Source organism: Advenella sp. FME57 (assembly GCF_014897675.1).
Lineage (GTDB): Bacteria > Pseudomonadota > Gammaproteobacteria > Burkholderiales > Burkholderiaceae_B > Advenella.
This window is the reverse complement of the sequence record NZ_JABUXU010000006.1, coordinates 75,642-94,082: the sequence shown is the minus strand read 5'-3', so window position 1 is coordinate 94,082 and position 18,441 is coordinate 75,642. Positions and strand designations below refer to the sequence as shown.

Genomic DNA, 18,441 nt, shown 5'->3' with positions numbered 1-18,441 from the left:
ATGCGCACGCTTTTCTTTATTGTCGTCCTGGCCAATGCCCTTACTTACGGATTGGGCGCAGGCTGGTTTGGCCTCAAGCCGGGCGAATCGCGTCTGGGGGCGACCGTCAAGACCCCCACCGAATTTCGGCCAGGCGCCATTGAAGTAGGACCGATACGCTAATGTCTATCCAGACTGAACCGTTTGATACCGTCGGCCCGGCAGGCCGCATCGACTGTCTTGTCGACTGGCCCGATCAGGCCCAGCAGCTACTGGGCTGGGCGCTGGTTCTGCACCCGCACCCGCTGCATGGTGGCACGCGCAACAATAAAGTGGTCACGACCTTGTCGCGCGCCTACGCGCAGGCAGGTTACGCCGTGCTGCGTCCCGATTTTCGCGGTATCGGCAAATCTGAGGGCAGTTTTGACCAGGCGCGCGGCGAAACCGAGGACATGCAACAGCTGATCCAGGCCTTTTTGACTGCGCATCCTCAATTGGACGGCAAGCCATGGCTGCTGGCCGGCTTTTCATTTGGAACGTCGGTGGCAGCGCAACTGTACTCGGTGTTGCACGAAGAGCAAACCCAGCCCTTGCCGCAATTGCTGACCCTGGTGGGCACGGCAGTAAAACGGTTCGCCTGGCGCGAGGTGGTGCTACCTGCCAACACGGTAGTTATCCATGGGGAACGTGATGAAGTGGTACCCCTGCAGGAAGTCTTTGACTGGATCGCCAGCTATCGCATTGCCGTCACGGTTATTCCCGGCGCCACCCATTTTTTTCATGGCTATCTGATCGAATTGAAAAAACTGGCGCTCGACGCGTTGCAGCAGATGTCCGCCGAAACCACCCTGTAACGCATTTTGTCCTGCAAGCGCTTATAATTCCTAACTGGCAGGCCCATCTCTTCTCAAATCCTTTCTTCTATCCGGATCCGTTTCCATGTTCCTACGTCGTATTGTTCTCATCCTGATCATCGTCCTGGTCGCAGGCGGCGCTTATGTCTTCTTCAATAAAACCAACAATAGTGCGTCCTCGGGCAGCACGCAGACAACCACAGGTTCGGACACGACGCAAACCAGTGCGCAAACCGGATCCTCTACACAAGCCCCTACTTCACCCCCCAAGCCTGAATCACGCTCCAGCGTGCCGGTAACCAACGCCAATACGCCTGTGCTTGCAGAGGTGGCCGGCATGACGCCGCCACAAACCAATGTCAAGGCATGGTTCCTGATTGATGCCACGTCGGGCCAGATTATCGGCAACCAGGAACCGGACCTGAAAGTGTCGCCTGCTTCACTGACCAAGCTGATGACCGCCAGTCTGGTGTTCTCGGCACTAGATGACAACCGCATCCGCCCGGAACAGGAAGTGACCGTTTCGGAAAAAGCCTGGCGCACCGGTGGTTCGCGCATGTTCATCCGGGTCAATACACAAGTGACTGTCGATGATCTGATCAAGGGCATGGTCGTGCAGTCTGGTAACGATGCCACCATTCAGTTGGCCGAAACCGTGGCCGGCAGCGAAGATGTATTTGTGAACCAGATGAACAAGGAAGCGGCGCTGTTCGGTATGGCCAACACCCACTTTACCGATCCGACCGGCCTGCCGGCACCGGACCACTACACGACGGTACGCGACCTGTCAGTGCTAGCGCAGCACGTGATCAAGGATCATTCCAAGTATTACCACTATTTCAGCCAGCCTGAGTTTACCTACAACAAAATTCGCCAGCACAACCGCAATGGCCTGCTGTCTCGCAATATTGGCGTGGATGGGCTCAAAACCGGGCATACGGAAGATGCCGGCTACTGCCTGATCGCCGCAGCCAAGCGCGATGATCGTCGTCTTATTTCAGTGGTCGTTGGTGCGGCAACCGTGCGCGAACGCGAACAGGTCAGCCAGAACCTGCTGGACTGGGGCTACCAGAACTTTACCGCCAAACAGGTGGCTGCAGCTGATGCGCCGCTCATCAGCCCGCGCGTTTGGGAAGGCACAGTCAAGCAGGCCAAGCTGGGTGCCGCCGACGGCGTCAGCGTGACCGTGCCGCGTGGCATGGAAGACAAGGTCCAGACCATTACGCAGATTAACGGCAAACTGGTTGCGCCGCTGACCAAGGGCCAGACAGTGGGCAATGTTCAGTTCGTGCTCAATGGTAAAGTACTCAAGCAGGAGTCACTCACCGTTCTTGAAGATGTACCGCAAGCCGGCTTCTTCGGACGCATGTGGGACAAGGTCCTGAGCAGTTTCAATAGCTAATCTTTCGGGCAGAGTGTTGTGATACAGGGTATAGACAGCGACAGCATCGTTTATCTTAACGGTGAGTATGTACGGGCCGACGAAGCAAAAATTTCGGTATTCGATCGGGGGTTCATTTTCGGGGATGGCGTATATGAGGTCGTGCCGGCCTACAACCGCAAGCCGTTCCGGCTGAACGAGCATGTGCAGCGCCTGGAGCGCAGCCTGAACGCCATCAGCCTGGCCACCGGCAAAACCTCACAGTTCTGGGCCGGCCTGATGCAGGACATGATTGATCGCGCCGAAACCGATGACTCATTTATTTATCTGCAGGTTACGCGTGGCGTTGCCAAACGCGAGCATGTATTCCCCGTGCCTGCGGTTACGCCCACCATTTTCTGCTCCAGCGGTCCGTTTATCCGGCCAACTGCACAGCAGCGCGAGCACGGTATTCGCGTAATCTCGGGGCCGGATGAGCGCTGGCTGCACTGCGATATAAAGTCGGTGTCGTTACTGGGCAATGTTCTGGCGCGCCAGGCAGCCGCCGAGCGCGGCGTGGATGAAGTGATCCAGTTTCGCAATGATTTTCTGACTGAAGGGTCCTTGAGCAATATGTGGGTGGTCAAAGATGGCACCTTGCTGGCGCCTGTCAAGAACCACCTGATTCTTGAAGGGATTCGCTACGGTCTGCTGGCAACGCTGGCCGAACGGGCGGCAGTGCCGTTTGAAGCCCGCAACATTACTCGTGCAGAAGTTTTTGCTGCAGATGAGATCCTTGTCACATCGGCCACCAAGGAAGTGTTGCCGGTTCTGGAGCTGGACGGCGCACCGGTTGGAAATGGCCAGCCCGGCCCCATATACAGAAAGGTAAGGGCTGAATACGACAAGGAAATTTCCCGATTATGATGAAAGACATTCCACCAGAGCAGTCGCTGATTGAATATCCCAGTGATTTTCCTATCAAGGTCATGGGCGTTCAGCATCCCGAACTGGCACAACTCTTGACAGACGTGGTGTTGCAGTTCGATCCGCAGTTTGATCCGGCTACGGTGGAGATGCGCCCAAGCAGCAAGGGCAACTACATTGGCCTGACATTTACGGTACGCGCCACCTCCCGTGAGCAGCTCGATAATCTGTATCGTGCGCTGCACGGACACGCGCTGGTCAAAATCGTTTTGTGATGCAAGTACAGGTACGCCATCTGGACGGGCCTGCGCCCTACGAGCCGGTATGGCAGGCCATGAAGTCGTTCACCGAAGGTCGCCACAAAGAGACACCGGACGAAATCTGGCTGGTAGAGCACCGTCCGGTTTATACACTGGGGCAAGCCGGCAAGCCGGAACATTTGCTCAATACCGGTGCGATCGAGGTGGTCCATTGCAATCGTGGTGGACAGGTCACCTACCACGGTCCCGGGCAACTGGTCGTCTATCCGCTGGTCGATTTGCGTCGCCAGGGCATTTACGTCAAGCAATACGTGACGCTGATCGAGGATGTCGTGCTTGACACCCTGGCTAGTTTCGGCCTGGAACAAGCCTGTCGCAAGGCTGGGGCGCCCGGCGTCTATGTGTCCTTGCAGGACGGCAGTCTGGCCAAAATTGCTGCGCTCGGTGTGAAAATCAGCCAGGGCTGCGCCTATCATGGCCTGGCCCTTAATGTCGATATGGACCTGCAACCCTTTGCAGGCATCAATCCTTGTGGCTACGCGGGTTTACAAACGGTAGATCTGAAAACCATGGGTGTCAATACGACTGTGCAGGAAGCAGGCATGCGCGTGCTTGAGCGGTTGTTGCCCCGGTTTTCCTGATACGTGCCGGGGTTTGTGGCTGCAATGTGTTCGCGATAGGGCTGGAACATGGTCTGGCAGGGATCTGGCCCGATCGCCCGGTGAATGCGCGCTGGCACCCATTGTCCAGAGGCGCCGCCGCCTAAACTTATGGCGCTCTTAGGGTTTTTGCGGATAAGCGCCTATTAAGCGTTAAAATAAGCTGAAATTTCATGCGGCTTTCATAAATCGCCGTCAGTAAATACACCTGCCTTATTGCCGTAACGTCCATTCCCATAAGGGCCGTGACATCACTATGACTACCAACACAGCAGTAACCCCAACTGTCAAAGACGAACAGTACGACGCCACCAAGAAACAGAAATCCTTCGATAAAACGTCGCGGATCCCAATCAAGATTATTCCGGTTGAACGCCTGAAAAAGCCCGAATGGATTCGCGTCAAGGCGGCGGCGCCCAATTCACGCTTTAACGACATCAAGAAAATCCTGCGCGAACACAATCTGTTCACAGTCTGTGAGGAAGCCTCCTGCCCCAATATTGGCGAGTGTTTTGGCAAGGGTACGGCTACCTTCATGATTATGGGCGACAAATGTACGCGTCGCTGTCCGTTCTGTGATGTGGGCCATGGCCGGCCCGATCCGCTGGATGTCAACGAGCCGTCCAATCTGGCCAAATCCATCGCGGCGATGCGTCTGAACTACGTGGTCATTACTTCGGTTGATCGCGATGATCTGCGCGATGGCGGCGCGGCCCACTTTGTCGAATGCATCAACGAGACGCGCAGCCGTTCTCCCAAAACCCAGATTGAAGTGCTGGTTCCCGATTTTCGTGGTCGCCTGGACAAGGCGCTGGACATTTTCGGCAACGGCCTGCCCGATGTCATGAACCACAATCTGGAAACCGTTCCCCGCCTGTATAAACAGTCCCGTCCCGGCGCTGATTACATGCACTCGCTCAAACTGTTGCGCGACTGTAAACAGCGCTATCCGAACGTACCGACCAAGTCCGGCCTGATGGTGGGACTGGGCGAAACCGACGAGGAAATCCTGCAGGTCATGCGCGACATGCGCGACCATGATATTGATATGCTGACCATTGGCCAGTATCTGCAACCTTCAGAACACCATTTACCCGTGCTGCGTTACGTTCATCCCGATACCTTCAAAATGTTCGAGGAAGAGGCCTACAAAATGGGCTTTACGCACGCTGCTGTCGGGGCCATGGTACGGTCTTCCTACCACGCCGACGAACAGGCCCACGCGGCCGGTTTCTGATGTGAGCAGACCTGATCTCTGATGGCGTTAGCGATTGGGCGTGCACTATATCGCTCTATCGACGAGGTTTTCTGAAATTCAGGCAATGCCTGCGCCATGGTTACGAGCATGGCGCATGATTTACCGGACACGGGTTGCGCAGGCAATCCGGTCCGGTTTGTCGTTTTCCGGTCAATTATCCCGCCATCTGCCCTTTTCAGTCGGTTGCCCCGCCGGTTTTGCGCCGGTCATTGCACTATAATCCGGTCAATATCACTCCGATCTGAATCTGCATAGTGGGAATCCCGGCATGAAACTTCTGATTACCGGCGGCGCCGGGTTTATTGGCTCACACACCGTTATCGAATTACTGAGTGCAGGACACGAGATTGTCGTGCTGGACAATCTGTCCAACAGCTCGGTCACATCGCTGGACCGGGTAGAGAAAATCACCGGAAAGTCTGTCATCTTTATTGAAGGCGATATTCGCGACCGGCCTGTGCTGGATGCGCTGTTTAGCGCGCACAATATTGATGCGGTGGTGCATTTTGCCGGCCTGAAAGCCGTGGGTGAAAGTGTCCGCCAGCCACTTCGGTATTACGATAATAATGTGGGCGGAACAGTCACACTGACCGAAGCCATGGCCGACGCCGGGGTCCGTCGCATTGTTTTCAGTTCTTCAGCGACCGTCTATGGCGAGCCCGAGACCATGCCGATTGCAGAAACCTGTCCGGTGGGCAATCCCACCAATCCCTATGGCAGTTCCAAGCTGATGGTCGAGCGCATCCTGCAGGATTTGGCAAAGTCCGATCCGCGATGGTCGGTGGCAATTCTGCGTTACTTTAATCCTGCCGGGGCGCACGAATCCGGGTATATCGGCGAAGATCCCAACGGCATTCCCAACAATCTGTTGCCTTACATTACGCAGGTGGCGGTTGGGAAACTGGAAAAGCTGGCCATATTCGGTAGTGACTACCCGACGCCCGATGGCACCGGTGTGCGGGACTATATCCATGTGGTCGATCTGGCCCAGGGTCACCTGGCTGCCTTAAATTTTATTCACGATAAAACCGGCGCCCATACCTGGAATCTGGGTACGGGCAAAGGGTACTCCGTGCTGGATATCGTCAAGGCATTTGAAGAGGCCACGGCGGTGTCCATTCCCTATACGTTATCGCCCCGGCGCGAAGGCGATATCGCCGAGTGCTGGTCCAATCCCGAGAAGGCGAGCCGGGAACTGGGCTGGACCGCCAGACGGGGGCTGTCACTGATGATGTCTGACAGCTGGCGCTGGCAAAAAAACAACCCACAGGGCTATCGGAGCGACGACAGCGATCAACAATAGCGGCAAGCGTCTGGATGGTTCGCTAAAAGAAAGAGGGTGCGAACGAGACAGCGCAAATGAGATAGCGCAAACGAAATAGCTCAAATGCAATCACGCCGGTGAAATCGTGCAGATGAAATGGCGCAGATGGACTTGCGCGGCCCGACAGGCCGCGTCTGGTGCACCCACGGCGACAACAGGGTTAGCGCACGCCTTTGTATACATCCATGGTGCTGTTGGCAAAGACCGACAGATTGAACAAGACTTCGGCGCGTTGCCGCGTATGCTGAGCCACGGTTGCCAGGGCTGGCGCATCAGGCAGAATCTTCGCAAGCAGGGCGCGCAATGCGGTGACGTCCTGTGTCGGCGTTACCCAACCCGAGACGCCATGCTCCAGGTTTTCGGGCAGGCCGCCCGTATCACTCACGATGGTCGGCAGCCCGCATGCCATGCTTTCACGCGCAGCATAAGACAGTGCTTCCCGGTGCGACAGGACAAATCCTAAGTCGCTGGCGGCCAGCACGGGGCGCGTGTCATCCAGCAATCCAGGAAAGATCACCTGGTTCTGCATTTGGAGCCCGTCGATACTCTGGATAATATCGTCCGGCGGCGGGTCGCCGGCCACCACGATACGGCACCGCCTGCGTAATGCGTCTGGTAGTCCTGCCACCGCATATACCAGTTCGAGCCAGCCTTTTTCATAATCGGTGCCGCCGGTGCTGCCAAACACAATCAATTGCGGATCATCTGCACCCAGCAGGCTTTTGCGTGCCGCGCTTCGTTCAGCGCGGGAGGGTGGTGCAAAATGCTGCACGTCAACGCCGTGATGAATCACGTGTATCGGAAAGCACGAGTAGGCGCTGTCGGCGAACAATCCCGCCACGTAGTGGCTGACGGCAATGACGGCATCGGTGGCCAGCCAGGCGCGCAGCCGGTGTCCGATCGTATGCACCGAATGGTCGTTGTGTTTGGTAAGAACAATGCGCGGGCGTTGTCGCTGCGGCAACCCCAGGCAGGCCAGCATCACGTGCCGGTGATCCGCAGAGGCGTTGACGTGAATAATGTCAAACTGCTCCTGCCTGATCAATTGTCGCAACTGGCGTACTTCCGGAATCAGTTTGCCGATACGGGAATTGAAGGTCTGTTCCCTGACCGTCACGCCGTCCAGCGCGTGGGCATAGCGAAACAGTCTGCTGGTGCCGGGCGTGGCCAGCCAGCAGTCATGGTCGGCAAACTGCCGCAACAGGTTCAGAATATAGGTTACGTGCCCGCCGCCGTTGCGTTTATGGAAATTGGTAAAGAGGATTTTCATTCCATTTGCGACCGAATGCGTTCAATCCAGTAATGGGTAGAGGCGTCGTGCGGCGCCAGTGCTGCTGCGCCTTTCAATTCGGCGGTAATGTCGGTTGCCAGCACCTTGCCGTACTCCACCCCCCATTGATCGAATGGGTTCAGGCCCCACACCAGGCCCTGGACAAATACCTTGTGTTCATACAGGGCCAGCAGGGCTCCCAGCGAAAAAGGCGTCAGGCTGGGCATCATAATCAGGTTGGACGGCCGGCCGCCGGGGTGGACCTTGTGTTTTGCCAGCTCGCGGGCGGCTGCGTCCGGCATTCCCGTCTCTATGTTTTCGCGCAACGCCTGTTCATACGTCTTGCCGTTCATCAGCGCTTCGCGCTGGGCCAGGCAGTGGGCAAGCAACTGGATGTGGTGTTCTTTCCAGGCATGATCCTCGTGCTGGCAGGCGATGAAATCGACCGGCGCGCCGTCGCTACCCTGGTGCAGCCACTGGAAAAACGTATGCTGCGCATCGGTGCCCGGCATCCCCCAGACTGCCGGCCCGGTAGGCACGGTAATCGGTTGTCCATTGATATCGACCGATTTGCCCAGCGACTCCATTTCCAGTTGCTGGATATAGGGAATCAGGTTGGCCAGCCGGGAATCATAAGCCGAAATATTGAGCGAGCCATAATTCAGGATACTGCGATTGGCGATACCGGCCATGGCCAGTTGCACTGGCGCATTCTCTTGGATGGGCGTGGTCAGGAAGTGGTCGTCCATGGCCTTGGCGCCACTTTGCAGCCCGGCAACCACATCGGGCCCTACCGCCAGGCCCGCAGCGACACCCACGGCCGACCAGATGGAGAAACGCCCCCCCACCCAGTCCCAGAACCGGAATATCTGGCTTTGCTGCAGACCCCATTCCTGGGCCGCCTGTGGGTTGGCCGTTACTGCAATCACCTGGTTCAGCGGCTTGGCAATGCCTGCCGCCTGCATCCATTCAATAGCCCGGTTGGCATTCTCCAGGGTTTCGGCCGTTTTGAACGATTTTGTAGCCACGACGATCAGTGTTTCGCGCGGATCAAGGCCAGCAAGCCCCCCCTCGACCGCATGACCGTCGATATTGGCAACAAAACGGATATTACGCCACATGCCGGCATAGCCAAAGGCGCCCACGACCAGCCTTACGCCCCAGTCGCTGCCGCCAATGCCGATATGGACAATGTTGCGCCAGCGGCGCTCGCTGTCGCTGCGCCGAACGAACGCAAGCGCGCGCTTGCGTTCCTCGGCAACTTCTTCGACGGGACGGGGGGTGCGCAACTGAGTGTGCCAGGCTGCCCGGTTCTCTGTGGTATTGACTGGTTCGCCGTCAAACAGCGCCTGGCGGGCGCCGGTAAAGTTGCGGGCTTGGAGCAGGGCAGTGGTGGTTGTGAGTACATCCGGACTATAGGTTTGGGCAGTCAGGTCGATCAGCATGCCACCGGCCTCGATAAGCCGCGGGGCAGGGGCCGCACGAGGCGCAGCATTGATAGCCTTGACGTATGCGTGCCATTGCAGCATTTGTGTCAATGATTTGTGAGCGTCCGGTTCAGTATTCAAGGTGTTCCTGCCAAAAACAGTTCAGGGTTAAAGCTTGTCGAGCGATAGCGCCAAGTATACCGTAAGGAATAAATGCGAATGAGTCTTCTTTATGTTGGAAACGCCCTGAAATAAGGTGTTGTCGGCAATACAACGCCTTTTCAATACTTTAATTGCTCACAGGCGAAGTGTGACCTTTAAGCGGTAAACTAGCAGCTTTATCTTCCGATCCGTAGTGTAATGCATGTCGTGTATTACATGGATCAGTACCGAAACGTGAATGAACTAATTCCTGCCCGCCGGTTTGACCGTTTTTTTGAGCAACTCCTGTTCTCCAGGGTGTTTTCAATAGTAATCGGCTGGAGTCTGTGCGTTGTATTGCCTTACGTGCTGATGTGGGGGCCGCGGGCTGTCTGGTCGCCCGATAACGGCCAGGTCACGGCAGCAGTTGTCACCACGCTTGCGCTGGTCCTGTCTAACGTGGCCGTCTTCCGCCTGCTGACCCGTTACCCTGGTGGACGCAATGCCGCCCTGGTCGCGCCTCAGGTTCTGGCGATCTATTTGATCCTGTCGCTGATCGTATTGCTGTTTCGCCTGGAAGTATCACGGTATCTGCTGTTTGCCAGCGGTATTGTGGCGTTGTTCTGGCTGCATATCGAATTTATGGTGCTGCAGCACCTTAAAAAGGTCAAGCTGGCGGTGATCGACATGGGGCGCGCCGCTGAACTGACCAGGATTCCGTTCATTGACACGCGTATTCTGAAGGCGCCGGATCTCCAGGAAATCCGTTATGACGGTGTGGTTGCCGATTTCGATGCCATTGACGGCACCTGGGAGCGCTTTCTGACGCGCTGTGTGCTCAAGGGCACGGCCGTCTATAACGCCAAGCATTTGCTGGAATCGCTCACAGGTCGGGTTTCGATCCGTAAAATGTCTGAAAACGACATCGGGTCGCTGTTGCCCAGCCGCAACTACGAACGCCTGAAGTTCCTGTTCGATATTTTCATTGTTCTGCTTACATTGCCGCTGGTGCTTATTGTATGCGCCGTCACCGCCGTGTGTATCAGGCTGGATGGTCCTGGCCCGATCTTGTATACCCAAACCCGCATTGGTCGCGGCAATCGGCCCTTTACCTTGTACAAGTTTCGCAGCATGGCCTGTACCGGCAACGAGACTGAGGCATTTGCGAGGGAAAACGATGGTCGCATTACCCGGGTGGGGCGTATTATCAGAATGCTGCGCATTGACGAATTGCCGCAGTACATCAATGTAATCCGTGGTGAAATGAGCCTGATCGGCCCGCGTCCGGAACAGCCCAGTTTTGTCGAGCAGTTTGACGAGCTTATTCCGTTCTACAGTTATCGGCACGTGCTCAAGCCCGGCATCACCGGGTGGGCACAGGTTCGGTCTGGTTATGCGGCCGACGTTGATGAAACGCAGATCAAGATAGAACATGATTTTTATTACATCAAGAATGCCTCTTTCGCTCTGGATATTTATATAATTTTCCTGACAGTCAAGACAATGCTGACAGGGTATGGCGCTCGCTGACATGGGCATATTGGTCATTTGACATAAACCGGTTTGCGGGTTGCTGGCAGTCAGTAGCGATGGCGAAACCCGCCCACCGTTTTTTTATTGAGTCGTAACGGGAAGTACATGACTATCGACTATTCAGTTGTTCTCAATTTACACAACGAGGCACCATACCTGAAAAGGACGCTGCGCTCGCTTGCCCACGCGGCAGAGTTTGCTCGCCATAAAGGGCTCACCTCAGAGCTTATTCTGGTGCTGGACAGTGCCGATGAGGCCACGCGCGAGTGGGTCGAAAAAGCGAACTATTCAGAGTTCGACTCGTACAAAGTTCTGCACGTCAGTAACCGCTCTTTGGGATTATCGCGCAATGATGGCATCGCTGCTGCGGGCGGGGAATATGTTACTACTGCAGATGCCGATGATCTGGTGTCCTATAATTTCTTTGTCCAGATGCATCAGGCCTTGCTTGCCCATGGCCCCAATACGATTATTTGTCCGGAACATGTCTGCTCGTTTGGCGATCGAACCTATTGGGGGCAATATACGTCAAGCGAGGATGTGACCAATATCATGCTGTTCGGTGCCAATTCATACGTGTCCCGCATCGGCTGCCACAGGTCGGTGTTCGATAATCTGCAGTTTGTCGATGCGCGTGGCGGCATGAAGGCATTTGAGGATTGGCATTTCAATTGTGAAGCTGTGGCCGCCGGTTATCGGTTTGATGTGGCCAGCGATACGATTCTGTTTTACAGACAACGTCGCAATAGCATTATGACCACCTCCCACGGACGCATTATTCCGTTTTCCAGGCTCTTCATGCCGAGCGTATTTGTGCAACGATGTGCTGATGATTATCGGCGAATTGACGGCAGAAAATGGTTTGATGGATTCAATAGCGAACGCATGCGTCAACGGTTGCTGGCATCAGATGTGATACTTGAGTCATTTGCTGCTGCCAATTACATAGAGCCGAAAATCGATCTGGAACTGGTCAGGCGGCTCAATGTCGGTTCGTCAAAGGGCGGACCACTTTCGCCGGGCTGCGCCTATTACGAGGCGGTCAAGGACCTGGATGATACCCAATTTACCGACGTTGTGCTATTTCCGTTTGTTTCCAAGGGTGGTGGGGAAAAATACATTCTTGATGTGGTAAAAACTTTGCGGAAGCTGGATCCGGCCAAGCGCGTTCTGATACTTTGTGGGGAAAAATACAAGCAACATGCGCTGCATTTGCTGCCCGAACAGTGCACTTTCATCGATTTGTATGACATATGTTCGCGCTGGCAGCTAAGTGATATCCATATTATTACACTTAGAATAATCCAGGCGGTGGCGGGCGCCAGCATGCTGCATATCAAGTCGTGTCCTTATGCATTTTCGTTCTTCGAACGGTTTTCCGCAGAGTTGACCAATCAGGCGGTATTCTATTATTTCAGCAACGCTGTTTATCCGGATCGAGGCGTCAACTTTACTGACGGTAGCAGCTTGTATTTCATCTCAGAATTTGCCCCAAATCTTACGCACATTGTTTCGGATCAACCTGCGTCTATCCGCTACGCGGAGCAGCGGCTTGACATCGATGGCCTTAAGCGTGAAACGCTGTTTGCGAAATGCGCCAGTGATTTGCTACCCGACAATCTGAAGCAGTTCTCGCCAGTCAAGCGCCTGCTCTGGGCGTCGCGGCTGGATTATGAAAAGCGTCCTGAATTGATCCCGTTCATCGCGGCTAGATTGCTTGAATTCGACCCGGATATTGTGCTGGATGTCTATGGACAAAGTGTATTTGTTGAAAACGGCAATCAACTGGCCACCATTCCCAACGTTGCCTACAAGGGCGGGTTCGCAAAGTTTGCAGATTTGCATGCTGCCGGATATGATGCGCTGATCTACACCAGCCGGTTTGATGGTTTGCCGAACATCGTGCTTGAGGCCATGGCTGAGGGACTGCTTGTAATCGCACCAAATGTGGGCGGTATTGGCGAAATTGTGTATCACGATAAGACAGGACTGTTGCTCGATAATGATTTTGACGATGCGACAATGGCTGATCGTTATCTGGATGCGATTCGTCAACTTTATGACAACTCCCTTGATGTTGACCAGTTAAGGAAAGACGCGCTGTCTCTCGTTCTGGAGCGCCACAGCGAACAGGCATATATGACGCGTGTAAAAGAAATATTTCATTTGGCGGACGGATCACATGAATAACCAGTCAGGTAGCACACAACAAAGCAGTATTATCGAAAAACGACTTGAACTTCAGGGTGAGGTCACAGGGTGTGAACCGCTGATCAGCAACCTAAAAGAATTTGCGGAAAACGATGCGATTTATTTGCCCAGCGCAGGCAATTTTGGGGATGGCCTGATCGGGCTGGGGACCTTATATCTTTTTGAAAAAATCGGCATCAATCCGAACATGCAGGATATCCTGACCGACTCCAGTCTGCCGCAAGCCAAGCATCTTATTGTGGGTGGCGGCGGTGGCTGGCTTGACGGGCTCTGGAATCACTATGCACAGATACTGGATGGCTATTTGGCACAAGGCGGACAAGTGCTGATTTTACCGAGCACGGTCAAAGGCTTTGAGTCTTTCTTCGAAAAATATGCAAGCCAGATCACAATCTTTGCCAGGGAGCGTGTGTCCTACGATCACCTGAAAGCTATCCGTGGCATGCAGGATCGAGTGTTTCTCTGTCACGATCTGGCATTTGCTACCGATTTTTCGGCATTCAATGTGCACGGGATCGACCATCGCAGCGGGCGACTGAATCTGTTTCGAGAAGACGAGGAAGCTAGAAACGCGGCTCATTACACTCATAATTATGACTTGTCACTGTTGTGGAACAGCCAGTCCTGGTTTGACAAGGATATGTGTATCAGACGACTGTCTCCGCTGCTCGAATTGATGTCGCAGTTTGAGCAAATTCATTCCGATAGGCTGCATATGTCGATCCTGGGTACCTTGATGGGCTGCGAAGTGACCATGCATCCAAGCGGATATTTCAAGAACAGGGCAGTCTATGATTATTCCCTTTCACGGTTTTCGAATGTGACCTTCACCGACAGCAAACCCGACCAGAGCGAGGAGCCTGGCAGTGTATCGCGCGTCCGGGATCCGCAGGATCTGCAAGTCATTGAACATGCTGCGACCGACATTGCTGCGCTCAATGAGTCGTTGATCAGTCTGACAGACAGGCATCGTATGCTGAATGAAGAACTCCAAGACACAAGGGATAGAAATCTCAATTATGCTTACCGGCTTGACGCGCTTTCCAGGCAATTGGAAGATTTGAGTGAAGACCGACCCACTGCACAGCAGCAGGCTTTTCTGGATTCACGAGGCTATCGCCTGTGGGTGCGCTATAACCGATTGTATGAGAATGAACACACAGGCCCTGCCTTGCGAAAATTGCGGTCCGCCGGCGGACGCATCCTGCGCCAGCTTGGCGTCCTTAAATAACGCTACTGGTTCGGTCGGCGCAATATATGCCGATAGATAAAAGCCCTGGCCTGGTTCGGCACCAGGCGTACGGGCACCCGGGTGGCAATATTGATTGCCAGCTGTGGAAGGGAGAGGAATCCTTTACGGTAGAACCCATATTGGAAGCGCGTTTCGTTCCAGGCATATTTCCAGCCCCCACGGCGGCGAAACATATTATTGCCAGCCCGCGCATATACGAGTACAGCGGGCAGATTGGCGACCTTCTGCGCCTGCATGATCATGCGTATCCATAGTGCATAGTCTTCATAAAGCGGATCATTCTGATAGTTGCCGGCGGTAAGCACGGCAGATTTTCTGAACATGACCGTCATGTGATTGAACGGATTGCGTGTTTTGGCGAATCGGAAAATCGCTGCCTGCTCCACTGGCACAATACGGGAAGCGTACGTGTGTTCCCGATGCGTTTCGAATTCCTGAATCTGGCCGCCCAGCAGGCCAGTTTCCGGATGCGACGCAATATAGGTCAGTTGCTCCTCAAAACGGGTCGGACTGCAGATGTCGTCGCTGTCAAAGCGGGCAATCCATTCTTCCCGACACGCCAGGACCCCGGCATTAAGCGCCGGCCCCAGGCCCTGGTTCACCGGCAACGAGACCAGATCAAGCGCGAGGTGTTCTGAATATTGCTGAAGTACGCGTTCGAGCTCCGGAGTGACCGGCCCATCCCTGACCACGACGACCTGAGCTGGCTGACAGGTATTAGCAACGACACTGTCCAGCGCTTGCGCCAGAAAATCGGGACTGTCATTTTTATATACAGCCATCAGCAGCGAAAAGGGAATCGAATGTGTCATTGCGGTCGCGATGTCAAAATCGTAAGCGTACAACAGGAATCGTATTTTTCAGACCGGATACCCCGCTATTATGCTATAAACAGAACAAGTGTATCTGGGTGTAAATTTTGTACTGCACCATCGTTGTGATTGGGGCAGCGCACAAAAATTGGTTCGGCCCGCCATCGGGCAGGGCAATGTACGCGAGCTCGGAATCCTGGACAGATAAAGCCACGGGCGCCGATGTGCAGTTCGCATGATCAATCCAAAAGGACATTAGTCAGTGGCGACCATGAAAGAACACACTTTCCCGACAATCGCGGTCATTGTACCGTGCTATAACGAAGCGGCTGCCATCAGTACTGTCATCAGCAATTTCGCGGCAGCACTCCCCCAGGCGCAGATCTATGTTTTTGATAATAATTCCCAGGACAACACAGCTGAAGTGGCCCGGGCAGCCGGGGCGCACGTGTTTCATGTCAAGGAAAAAGGCAAGGGCAACGTGGTTCGGCGCATGTTTGCCGACGCGCAGGCCGATATCTATATCATGGTCGATGGCGATGCAACCTACCACGCGCCGTCGGCTCCGGCCATGGTCGAAAAATTGCTGGACGAGCATCTGGATATGCTGGTGGGGTGTCGTGTTGATGAAGGCGCAAACGCCAACTACCGCAAGGGCCACCGATTCGGCAACCGTATGCTGACCGGCTCGGTTATGCAGATATTCGGCGGGCAGTTCACCGATATGCTTTCCGGCTACCGGGTTTTTTCCCGGCGGTTTGCCAAATCCTTCCCCAGCCTATCCTCTGGTTTTGAGATTGAGACCGAACTGACCGTACATGCGCTGGAAAACGCCATGCCCTATGGCGAGATGGCTACACCTTACGGTGCGCGACCCGAAGGGTCGGACAGCAAGTTGTGTACCTATAAGGACGGCATTCGTATTGCCCGGACCATTGTGCGTTTATATATGTTCGAGCGGCCACTGGCGTGTTTGTCCATTCTGGCTGCCGCTTTTGCGTTGAGCGCACTTGGCCTGGCCATCCCTCTGTTTCTGACCTGGCTGGAGACAGGACTGGTGCCCCGGCTGCCCACGGCGGTCGCGGCCACTGGTCTGTCTATTTTCGCCATGCAGCTGTTTGTGGCCGGCATTATTCTGGACTCCATTGGTAAAAGCCGGCGGGAAATGCGCCGGTTTGCCTACCTGGCCATTCCTCTTTTTTCCAGAACGCCGCAATGAAGCCGTTGTTGCGGGAGTTCCTGCTTTTTGGCCTGGTCGGCGTGGCAGGGTTTGTCGCCGACACTGCCGTTTTGTACCTGTTCCGAGACAGCGTGGGCAATTACTGGGCCCGGGCCATTTCCTTTCCCTGCGCCGTGTTCGTCACGTGGATATTGAACCGCAACCTGACCTTTCGCAGCAAGTCTTCCAACAAGGCGCCCTGGCTTGAGTTTGTGCAATATTTTGTGATGATGCTTGCCGGTGGCGCGGTCAATTATTTGACCTATGCCGCTCTAATCACCTGGTCGCCCACCGTGCGCCAGTTTCCCGTACTCGGGGTCGCGGTGGGCAGTCTGGCTGGCATGTTTGTCAATTATCTGCAATTGCGCCTGGGAATGTATAAATATGATAAAAATGCCATTTCCCGGTAAGCCGCTGCGTTGGTCGGACCTGATTGCAGTTGTGGGTTTCATCGTGTGCGCACTGGCCTTTTATCCCGGCATCATGACGCCGGATACGCTGGATCAGCTTGCTCAGGCCAATGCCCAGTCTTTCAATGACTGGCATCCGCCCATGATGGCCTGGCTCTGGTCGGGACTGAATCGGGTGTTTCCGGCAGCGTCAGGCTTTCTTTTTTTTGATCTGTTCCTGCTGTGGTTCGGATTGTACTGCGTCAATCGCAGTGTCGATCATCGCTACGCGCCATTTGTCTACCTGCTGGGTTTTTTGCCGTTCGTGATCAACCTTTCCGGTGTGATCTGGAAGGATGTGACAACCGCCTATGCGCTGCTATGGGCGGCCATTGTGATGCTTCAACCTCCATCACGCGGCCGTTTGGCGCTGTTTTCATTGTTCATTTTCGTTGCCATTGGCATTCGCTATAACTCGCTGTTTTCCTGCCTGCCGCTGATCGTAGGCTATTTTTGGCAACAGTTCGCAAACCGTCGGGTTCCCTATAAGTGGGCGCGCGTGCTCGCCCTGTCGTGCGTGTTTTTTATAGCGCAACTGATGTGCCTGAATCTGTTCAATTATCATTTTCTCAATACCACCAAAGCCACGCCGCAAATTGTCATTATGGTGGATGATCTGGCATACATGTCCACACAGATGGAGCATTCGCTGGTGCCGGGGGTAGATCTAGCGACGGTGACTCGCAGTTCGCAGGTTTCAGTAAGCGACAATATCTTCCGCTACAGCCATGTGCTCAATTATGAGGCTGTCAAGGCCAGTTGGAAAGCGGCAGTAAGCGATCATCCATGGATGTATCTGCAATTTCGCGGCAAAGTTTTCCTGCGCTTTCTGGGGTTTTCGCTGGCGCCCCCATTCCAGCTGGACAAGCCCAGCTACGGGTACTGGCTCGGTAGCTCTTACCAGAGCAGCCAGACCAATGGCATACGTCATATGCTGGGCCTGTATGTCAATACGATTGCACAGCTGGTCCCGTTATTCTTTACCGGGGCATTCTGGCTGGCGGTGGCGGCGGTCACGTTCTGCCTGAGCGTTGCCTCAAGGCTGCCGCACCGCGCGGTGACCCTTGCCTTGTCATTATCGGCGGGTATCAACCTGATGTCCTATTTGTTGGTAGCGAACGCGCCTTTTTTCCGGTATTACTACTGGAGTATCGTAGCGGGCTCGCTCGCTGTCTTCCTGCTTTTGGTCGGATTCGCCCGGCAACGCTGGCATATTGCCGGATAGTTGTCAGCATATTGTAAGAATTCAGGTGCGTGCACGGGGTGGCGCTGGGGGCTGAAACCTGCTGTAATCAGTACGGCCCCAATATTTGCTGCACTGCGCATGGGTTTTACGTTATTAGGGGGACCTATTGTAAAATCCATCCCTGTCAGCGCTCAGGATGCGCTTTGCGCGTCTGGCCGTGCAGGCTGAGATGTTCGCACGGCGTCATCGCACTTGCGGCGCATATCTGTACAGATAATAATTCCGCTGGCGGGCAAATGGCCTGCAGCGCCCATCGTCAG

Annotated in this window: 17 protein-coding genes; 14 read left to right on the top strand and 3 right to left on the bottom strand. The window is 54.7% G+C overall.

From position 1 onward, the window contains the following. The 8 genes from INT32_RS08810 to galE all read left to right on the top strand — a co-directional run bounded on the left by INT32_RS08810 (position 1) and on the right by galE (position 6,600). Positions 1-162, top strand: a complete 162-nt coding sequence (locus INT32_RS08810; protein WP_193088358.1) for a hypothetical protein — start codon at positions 1-3, stop codon at positions 160-162. Then, a complete protein-coding gene (locus tag INT32_RS08805; protein ID WP_193088357.1) occupies positions 162-833 on the top strand; it encodes an alpha/beta hydrolase in 672 nt (223 codons plus the stop codon). Before INT32_RS08810 ends, INT32_RS08805 begins: the two co-directional genes overlap by 1 nt. Positions 834-918: 85 nt before the next feature. Then, a complete protein-coding gene (locus INT32_RS08800) occupies positions 919-2,235 on the top strand; it encodes a D-alanyl-D-alanine carboxypeptidase family protein (protein ID WP_226816800.1) in 1,317 nt (438 codons plus the stop codon). An 18-nt stretch (positions 2,236-2,253) separates the two neighbouring features. Beyond that, entirely contained in the window at positions 2,254-3,120 is an 867-nt protein-coding gene (locus tag INT32_RS08795) for a D-amino acid aminotransferase (protein WP_193088356.1), read from the top strand. Continuing rightward, complete coding sequence (locus INT32_RS08790; protein ID WP_128396139.1) at positions 3,120-3,395, top strand: DUF493 family protein; 276 nt, start codon at positions 3,120-3,122, stop codon at positions 3,393-3,395. The genes INT32_RS08795 and INT32_RS08790 overlap by 1 nt, the downstream gene beginning before the upstream one ends. Continuing rightward, complete coding sequence (lipB, locus tag INT32_RS08785; RefSeq protein ID WP_193088489.1) at positions 3,395-4,021, top strand: lipoyl(octanoyl) transferase LipB; 627 nt, start codon at positions 3,395-3,397, stop codon at positions 4,019-4,021. Before INT32_RS08790 ends, lipB begins: the two co-directional genes overlap by 1 nt. A gap of 274 nt (positions 4,022-4,295) precedes the next feature. Then, positions 4,296-5,276 (top strand): lipoyl synthase, encoded by a 981-nt coding sequence (gene lipA / locus INT32_RS08780; RefSeq protein ID WP_100696638.1) that lies wholly within the window; start codon positions 4,296-4,298, stop codon positions 5,274-5,276. 289 nt (positions 5,277-5,565) lie between these two features. Continuing rightward, positions 5,566-6,600, top strand: coding sequence for a UDP-glucose 4-epimerase GalE (galE, locus tag INT32_RS08775; protein WP_193088355.1), 1,035 nt, complete (start codon positions 5,566-5,568; stop codon positions 6,598-6,600). A 181-nt stretch (positions 6,601-6,781) separates the two neighbouring features. Here the strand turns inward: galE and INT32_RS08770 are convergent, their stop codons facing one another. After that, complete coding sequence (locus INT32_RS08770) at positions 6,782-7,891, bottom strand: glycosyltransferase (RefSeq protein ID WP_193088354.1); 1,110 nt, start codon at positions 7,889-7,891, stop codon at positions 6,782-6,784. Then, a complete protein-coding gene (pgi, locus tag INT32_RS08765) occupies positions 7,888-9,420 on the bottom strand; it encodes a glucose-6-phosphate isomerase (protein WP_193088488.1) in 1,533 nt (510 codons plus the stop codon). The genes INT32_RS08770 and pgi overlap by 4 nt, the downstream gene beginning before the upstream one ends. A gap of 294 nt (positions 9,421-9,714) precedes the next feature. On the opposite strand from pgi, the gene INT32_RS22365 reads away from it, so the two are divergent. The 3 genes from INT32_RS22365 (at position 9,715) to INT32_RS08750 (ending at position 14,434) form a co-directional block, all read left to right on the top strand. Next, positions 9,715-10,989: a sugar transferase gene (locus INT32_RS22365; protein ID WP_193088353.1), complete on the top strand. Its 1,275-nt coding sequence runs from the start codon at positions 9,715-9,717 to the stop codon at positions 10,987-10,989. 108 nt (positions 10,990-11,097) lie between these two features. After that, positions 11,098-13,182 (top strand): glycosyltransferase, encoded by a 2,085-nt coding sequence (locus tag INT32_RS08755; protein ID WP_193088352.1) that lies wholly within the window; start codon positions 11,098-11,100, stop codon positions 13,180-13,182. Then, complete coding sequence (locus INT32_RS08750; RefSeq protein WP_193088351.1) at positions 13,175-14,434, top strand: polysaccharide pyruvyl transferase family protein; 1,260 nt, start codon at positions 13,175-13,177, stop codon at positions 14,432-14,434. The genes INT32_RS08755 and INT32_RS08750 overlap by 8 nt, the downstream gene beginning before the upstream one ends. A gap of 2 nt (positions 14,435-14,436) precedes the next feature. On the opposite strand, the gene INT32_RS08745 is transcribed toward INT32_RS08750, so the two are convergent. Beyond that, the gene (locus INT32_RS08745) at positions 14,437-15,267 is read right to left on the bottom strand and encodes a glycosyltransferase (RefSeq protein ID WP_193088350.1); all 831 of its coding nucleotides are present in this window, start codon (positions 15,265-15,267) and stop codon (positions 14,437-14,439) included. Between the two features lie 271 nt (positions 15,268-15,538). Between INT32_RS08745 and INT32_RS08740 the strand changes: the two genes are divergently transcribed. Genes INT32_RS08740 through INT32_RS08730 form a run of 3 tightly spaced genes read left to right on the top strand, consistent with a single transcriptional unit; the run spans position 15,539 to position 18,160 of the window. Next, positions 15,539-16,486: a glycosyltransferase family 2 protein gene (locus tag INT32_RS08740; RefSeq protein ID WP_193088349.1), complete on the top strand. Its 948-nt coding sequence runs from the start codon at positions 15,539-15,541 to the stop codon at positions 16,484-16,486. Further along, the gene (locus tag INT32_RS08735) at positions 16,483-16,896 is read left to right on the top strand and encodes a GtrA family protein (RefSeq protein ID WP_193088348.1); all 414 of its coding nucleotides are present in this window, start codon (positions 16,483-16,485) and stop codon (positions 16,894-16,896) included. Before INT32_RS08740 ends, INT32_RS08735 begins: the two co-directional genes overlap by 4 nt. Beyond that, a complete protein-coding gene (locus INT32_RS08730) occupies positions 16,871-18,160 on the top strand; it encodes a hypothetical protein (RefSeq protein ID WP_193088347.1) in 1,290 nt (429 codons plus the stop codon). The genes INT32_RS08735 and INT32_RS08730 overlap by 26 nt, the downstream gene beginning before the upstream one ends. Positions 18,161-18,441: the final 281 nt, after the last annotated feature.

Bases quoted from the DNA above. Each gene is read 5' to 3' on its own strand.
- INT32_RS08735 (WP_193088348.1), top strand. From the start codon at position 16,483: ATGAAGCCGTTGTTGCGGGAGTTCCTGCTTTTTGGCCTGGTCGGCGTG.
- INT32_RS08800 (WP_226816800.1), top strand. From the start codon at position 919: ATGTTCCTACGTCGTATTGTTCTCATCCTGATCATCGTCCTGGTCGCA.
- galE (WP_193088355.1), top strand. From the start codon at position 5,566: ATGAAACTTCTGATTACCGGCGGCGCCGGGTTTATTGGCTCACACACC.
- lipB (WP_193088489.1), top strand. From the start codon at position 3,395: ATGCAAGTACAGGTACGCCATCTGGACGGGCCTGCGCCCTACGAGCCG.
- INT32_RS08810 (WP_193088358.1), top strand. From the start codon at position 1: ATGCGCACGCTTTTCTTTATTGTCGTCCTGGCCAATGCCCTTACTTAC.
- lipA (WP_100696638.1), top strand. From the start codon at position 4,296: ATGACTACCAACACAGCAGTAACCCCAACTGTCAAAGACGAACAGTAC.
- pgi (WP_193088488.1), bottom strand. From the start codon at position 9,420: ATGCTGCAATGGCACGCATACGTCAAGGCTATCAATGCTGCGCCTCGT.
- INT32_RS08790 (WP_128396139.1), top strand. From the start codon at position 3,120: ATGAAAGACATTCCACCAGAGCAGTCGCTGATTGAATATCCCAGTGAT.
- INT32_RS08750 (WP_193088351.1), top strand. From the start codon at position 13,175: ATGAATAACCAGTCAGGTAGCACACAACAAAGCAGTATTATCGAAAAA.
- INT32_RS08755 (WP_193088352.1), top strand. From the start codon at position 11,098: ATGACTATCGACTATTCAGTTGTTCTCAATTTACACAACGAGGCACCA.
- INT32_RS08740 (WP_193088349.1), top strand. From the start codon at position 15,539: ATGAAAGAACACACTTTCCCGACAATCGCGGTCATTGTACCGTGCTAT.
- INT32_RS08745 (WP_193088350.1), bottom strand. From the start codon at position 15,267: ATGACACATTCGATTCCCTTTTCGCTGCTGATGGCTGTATATAAAAAT.
- INT32_RS08730 (WP_193088347.1), top strand. From the start codon at position 16,871: ATGATAAAAATGCCATTTCCCGGTAAGCCGCTGCGTTGGTCGGACCTG.
- INT32_RS08805 (WP_193088357.1), top strand. From the start codon at position 162: ATGTCTATCCAGACTGAACCGTTTGATACCGTCGGCCCGGCAGGCCGC.
- INT32_RS08770 (WP_193088354.1), bottom strand. From the start codon at position 7,891: ATGAAAATCCTCTTTACCAATTTCCATAAACGCAACGGCGGCGGGCAC.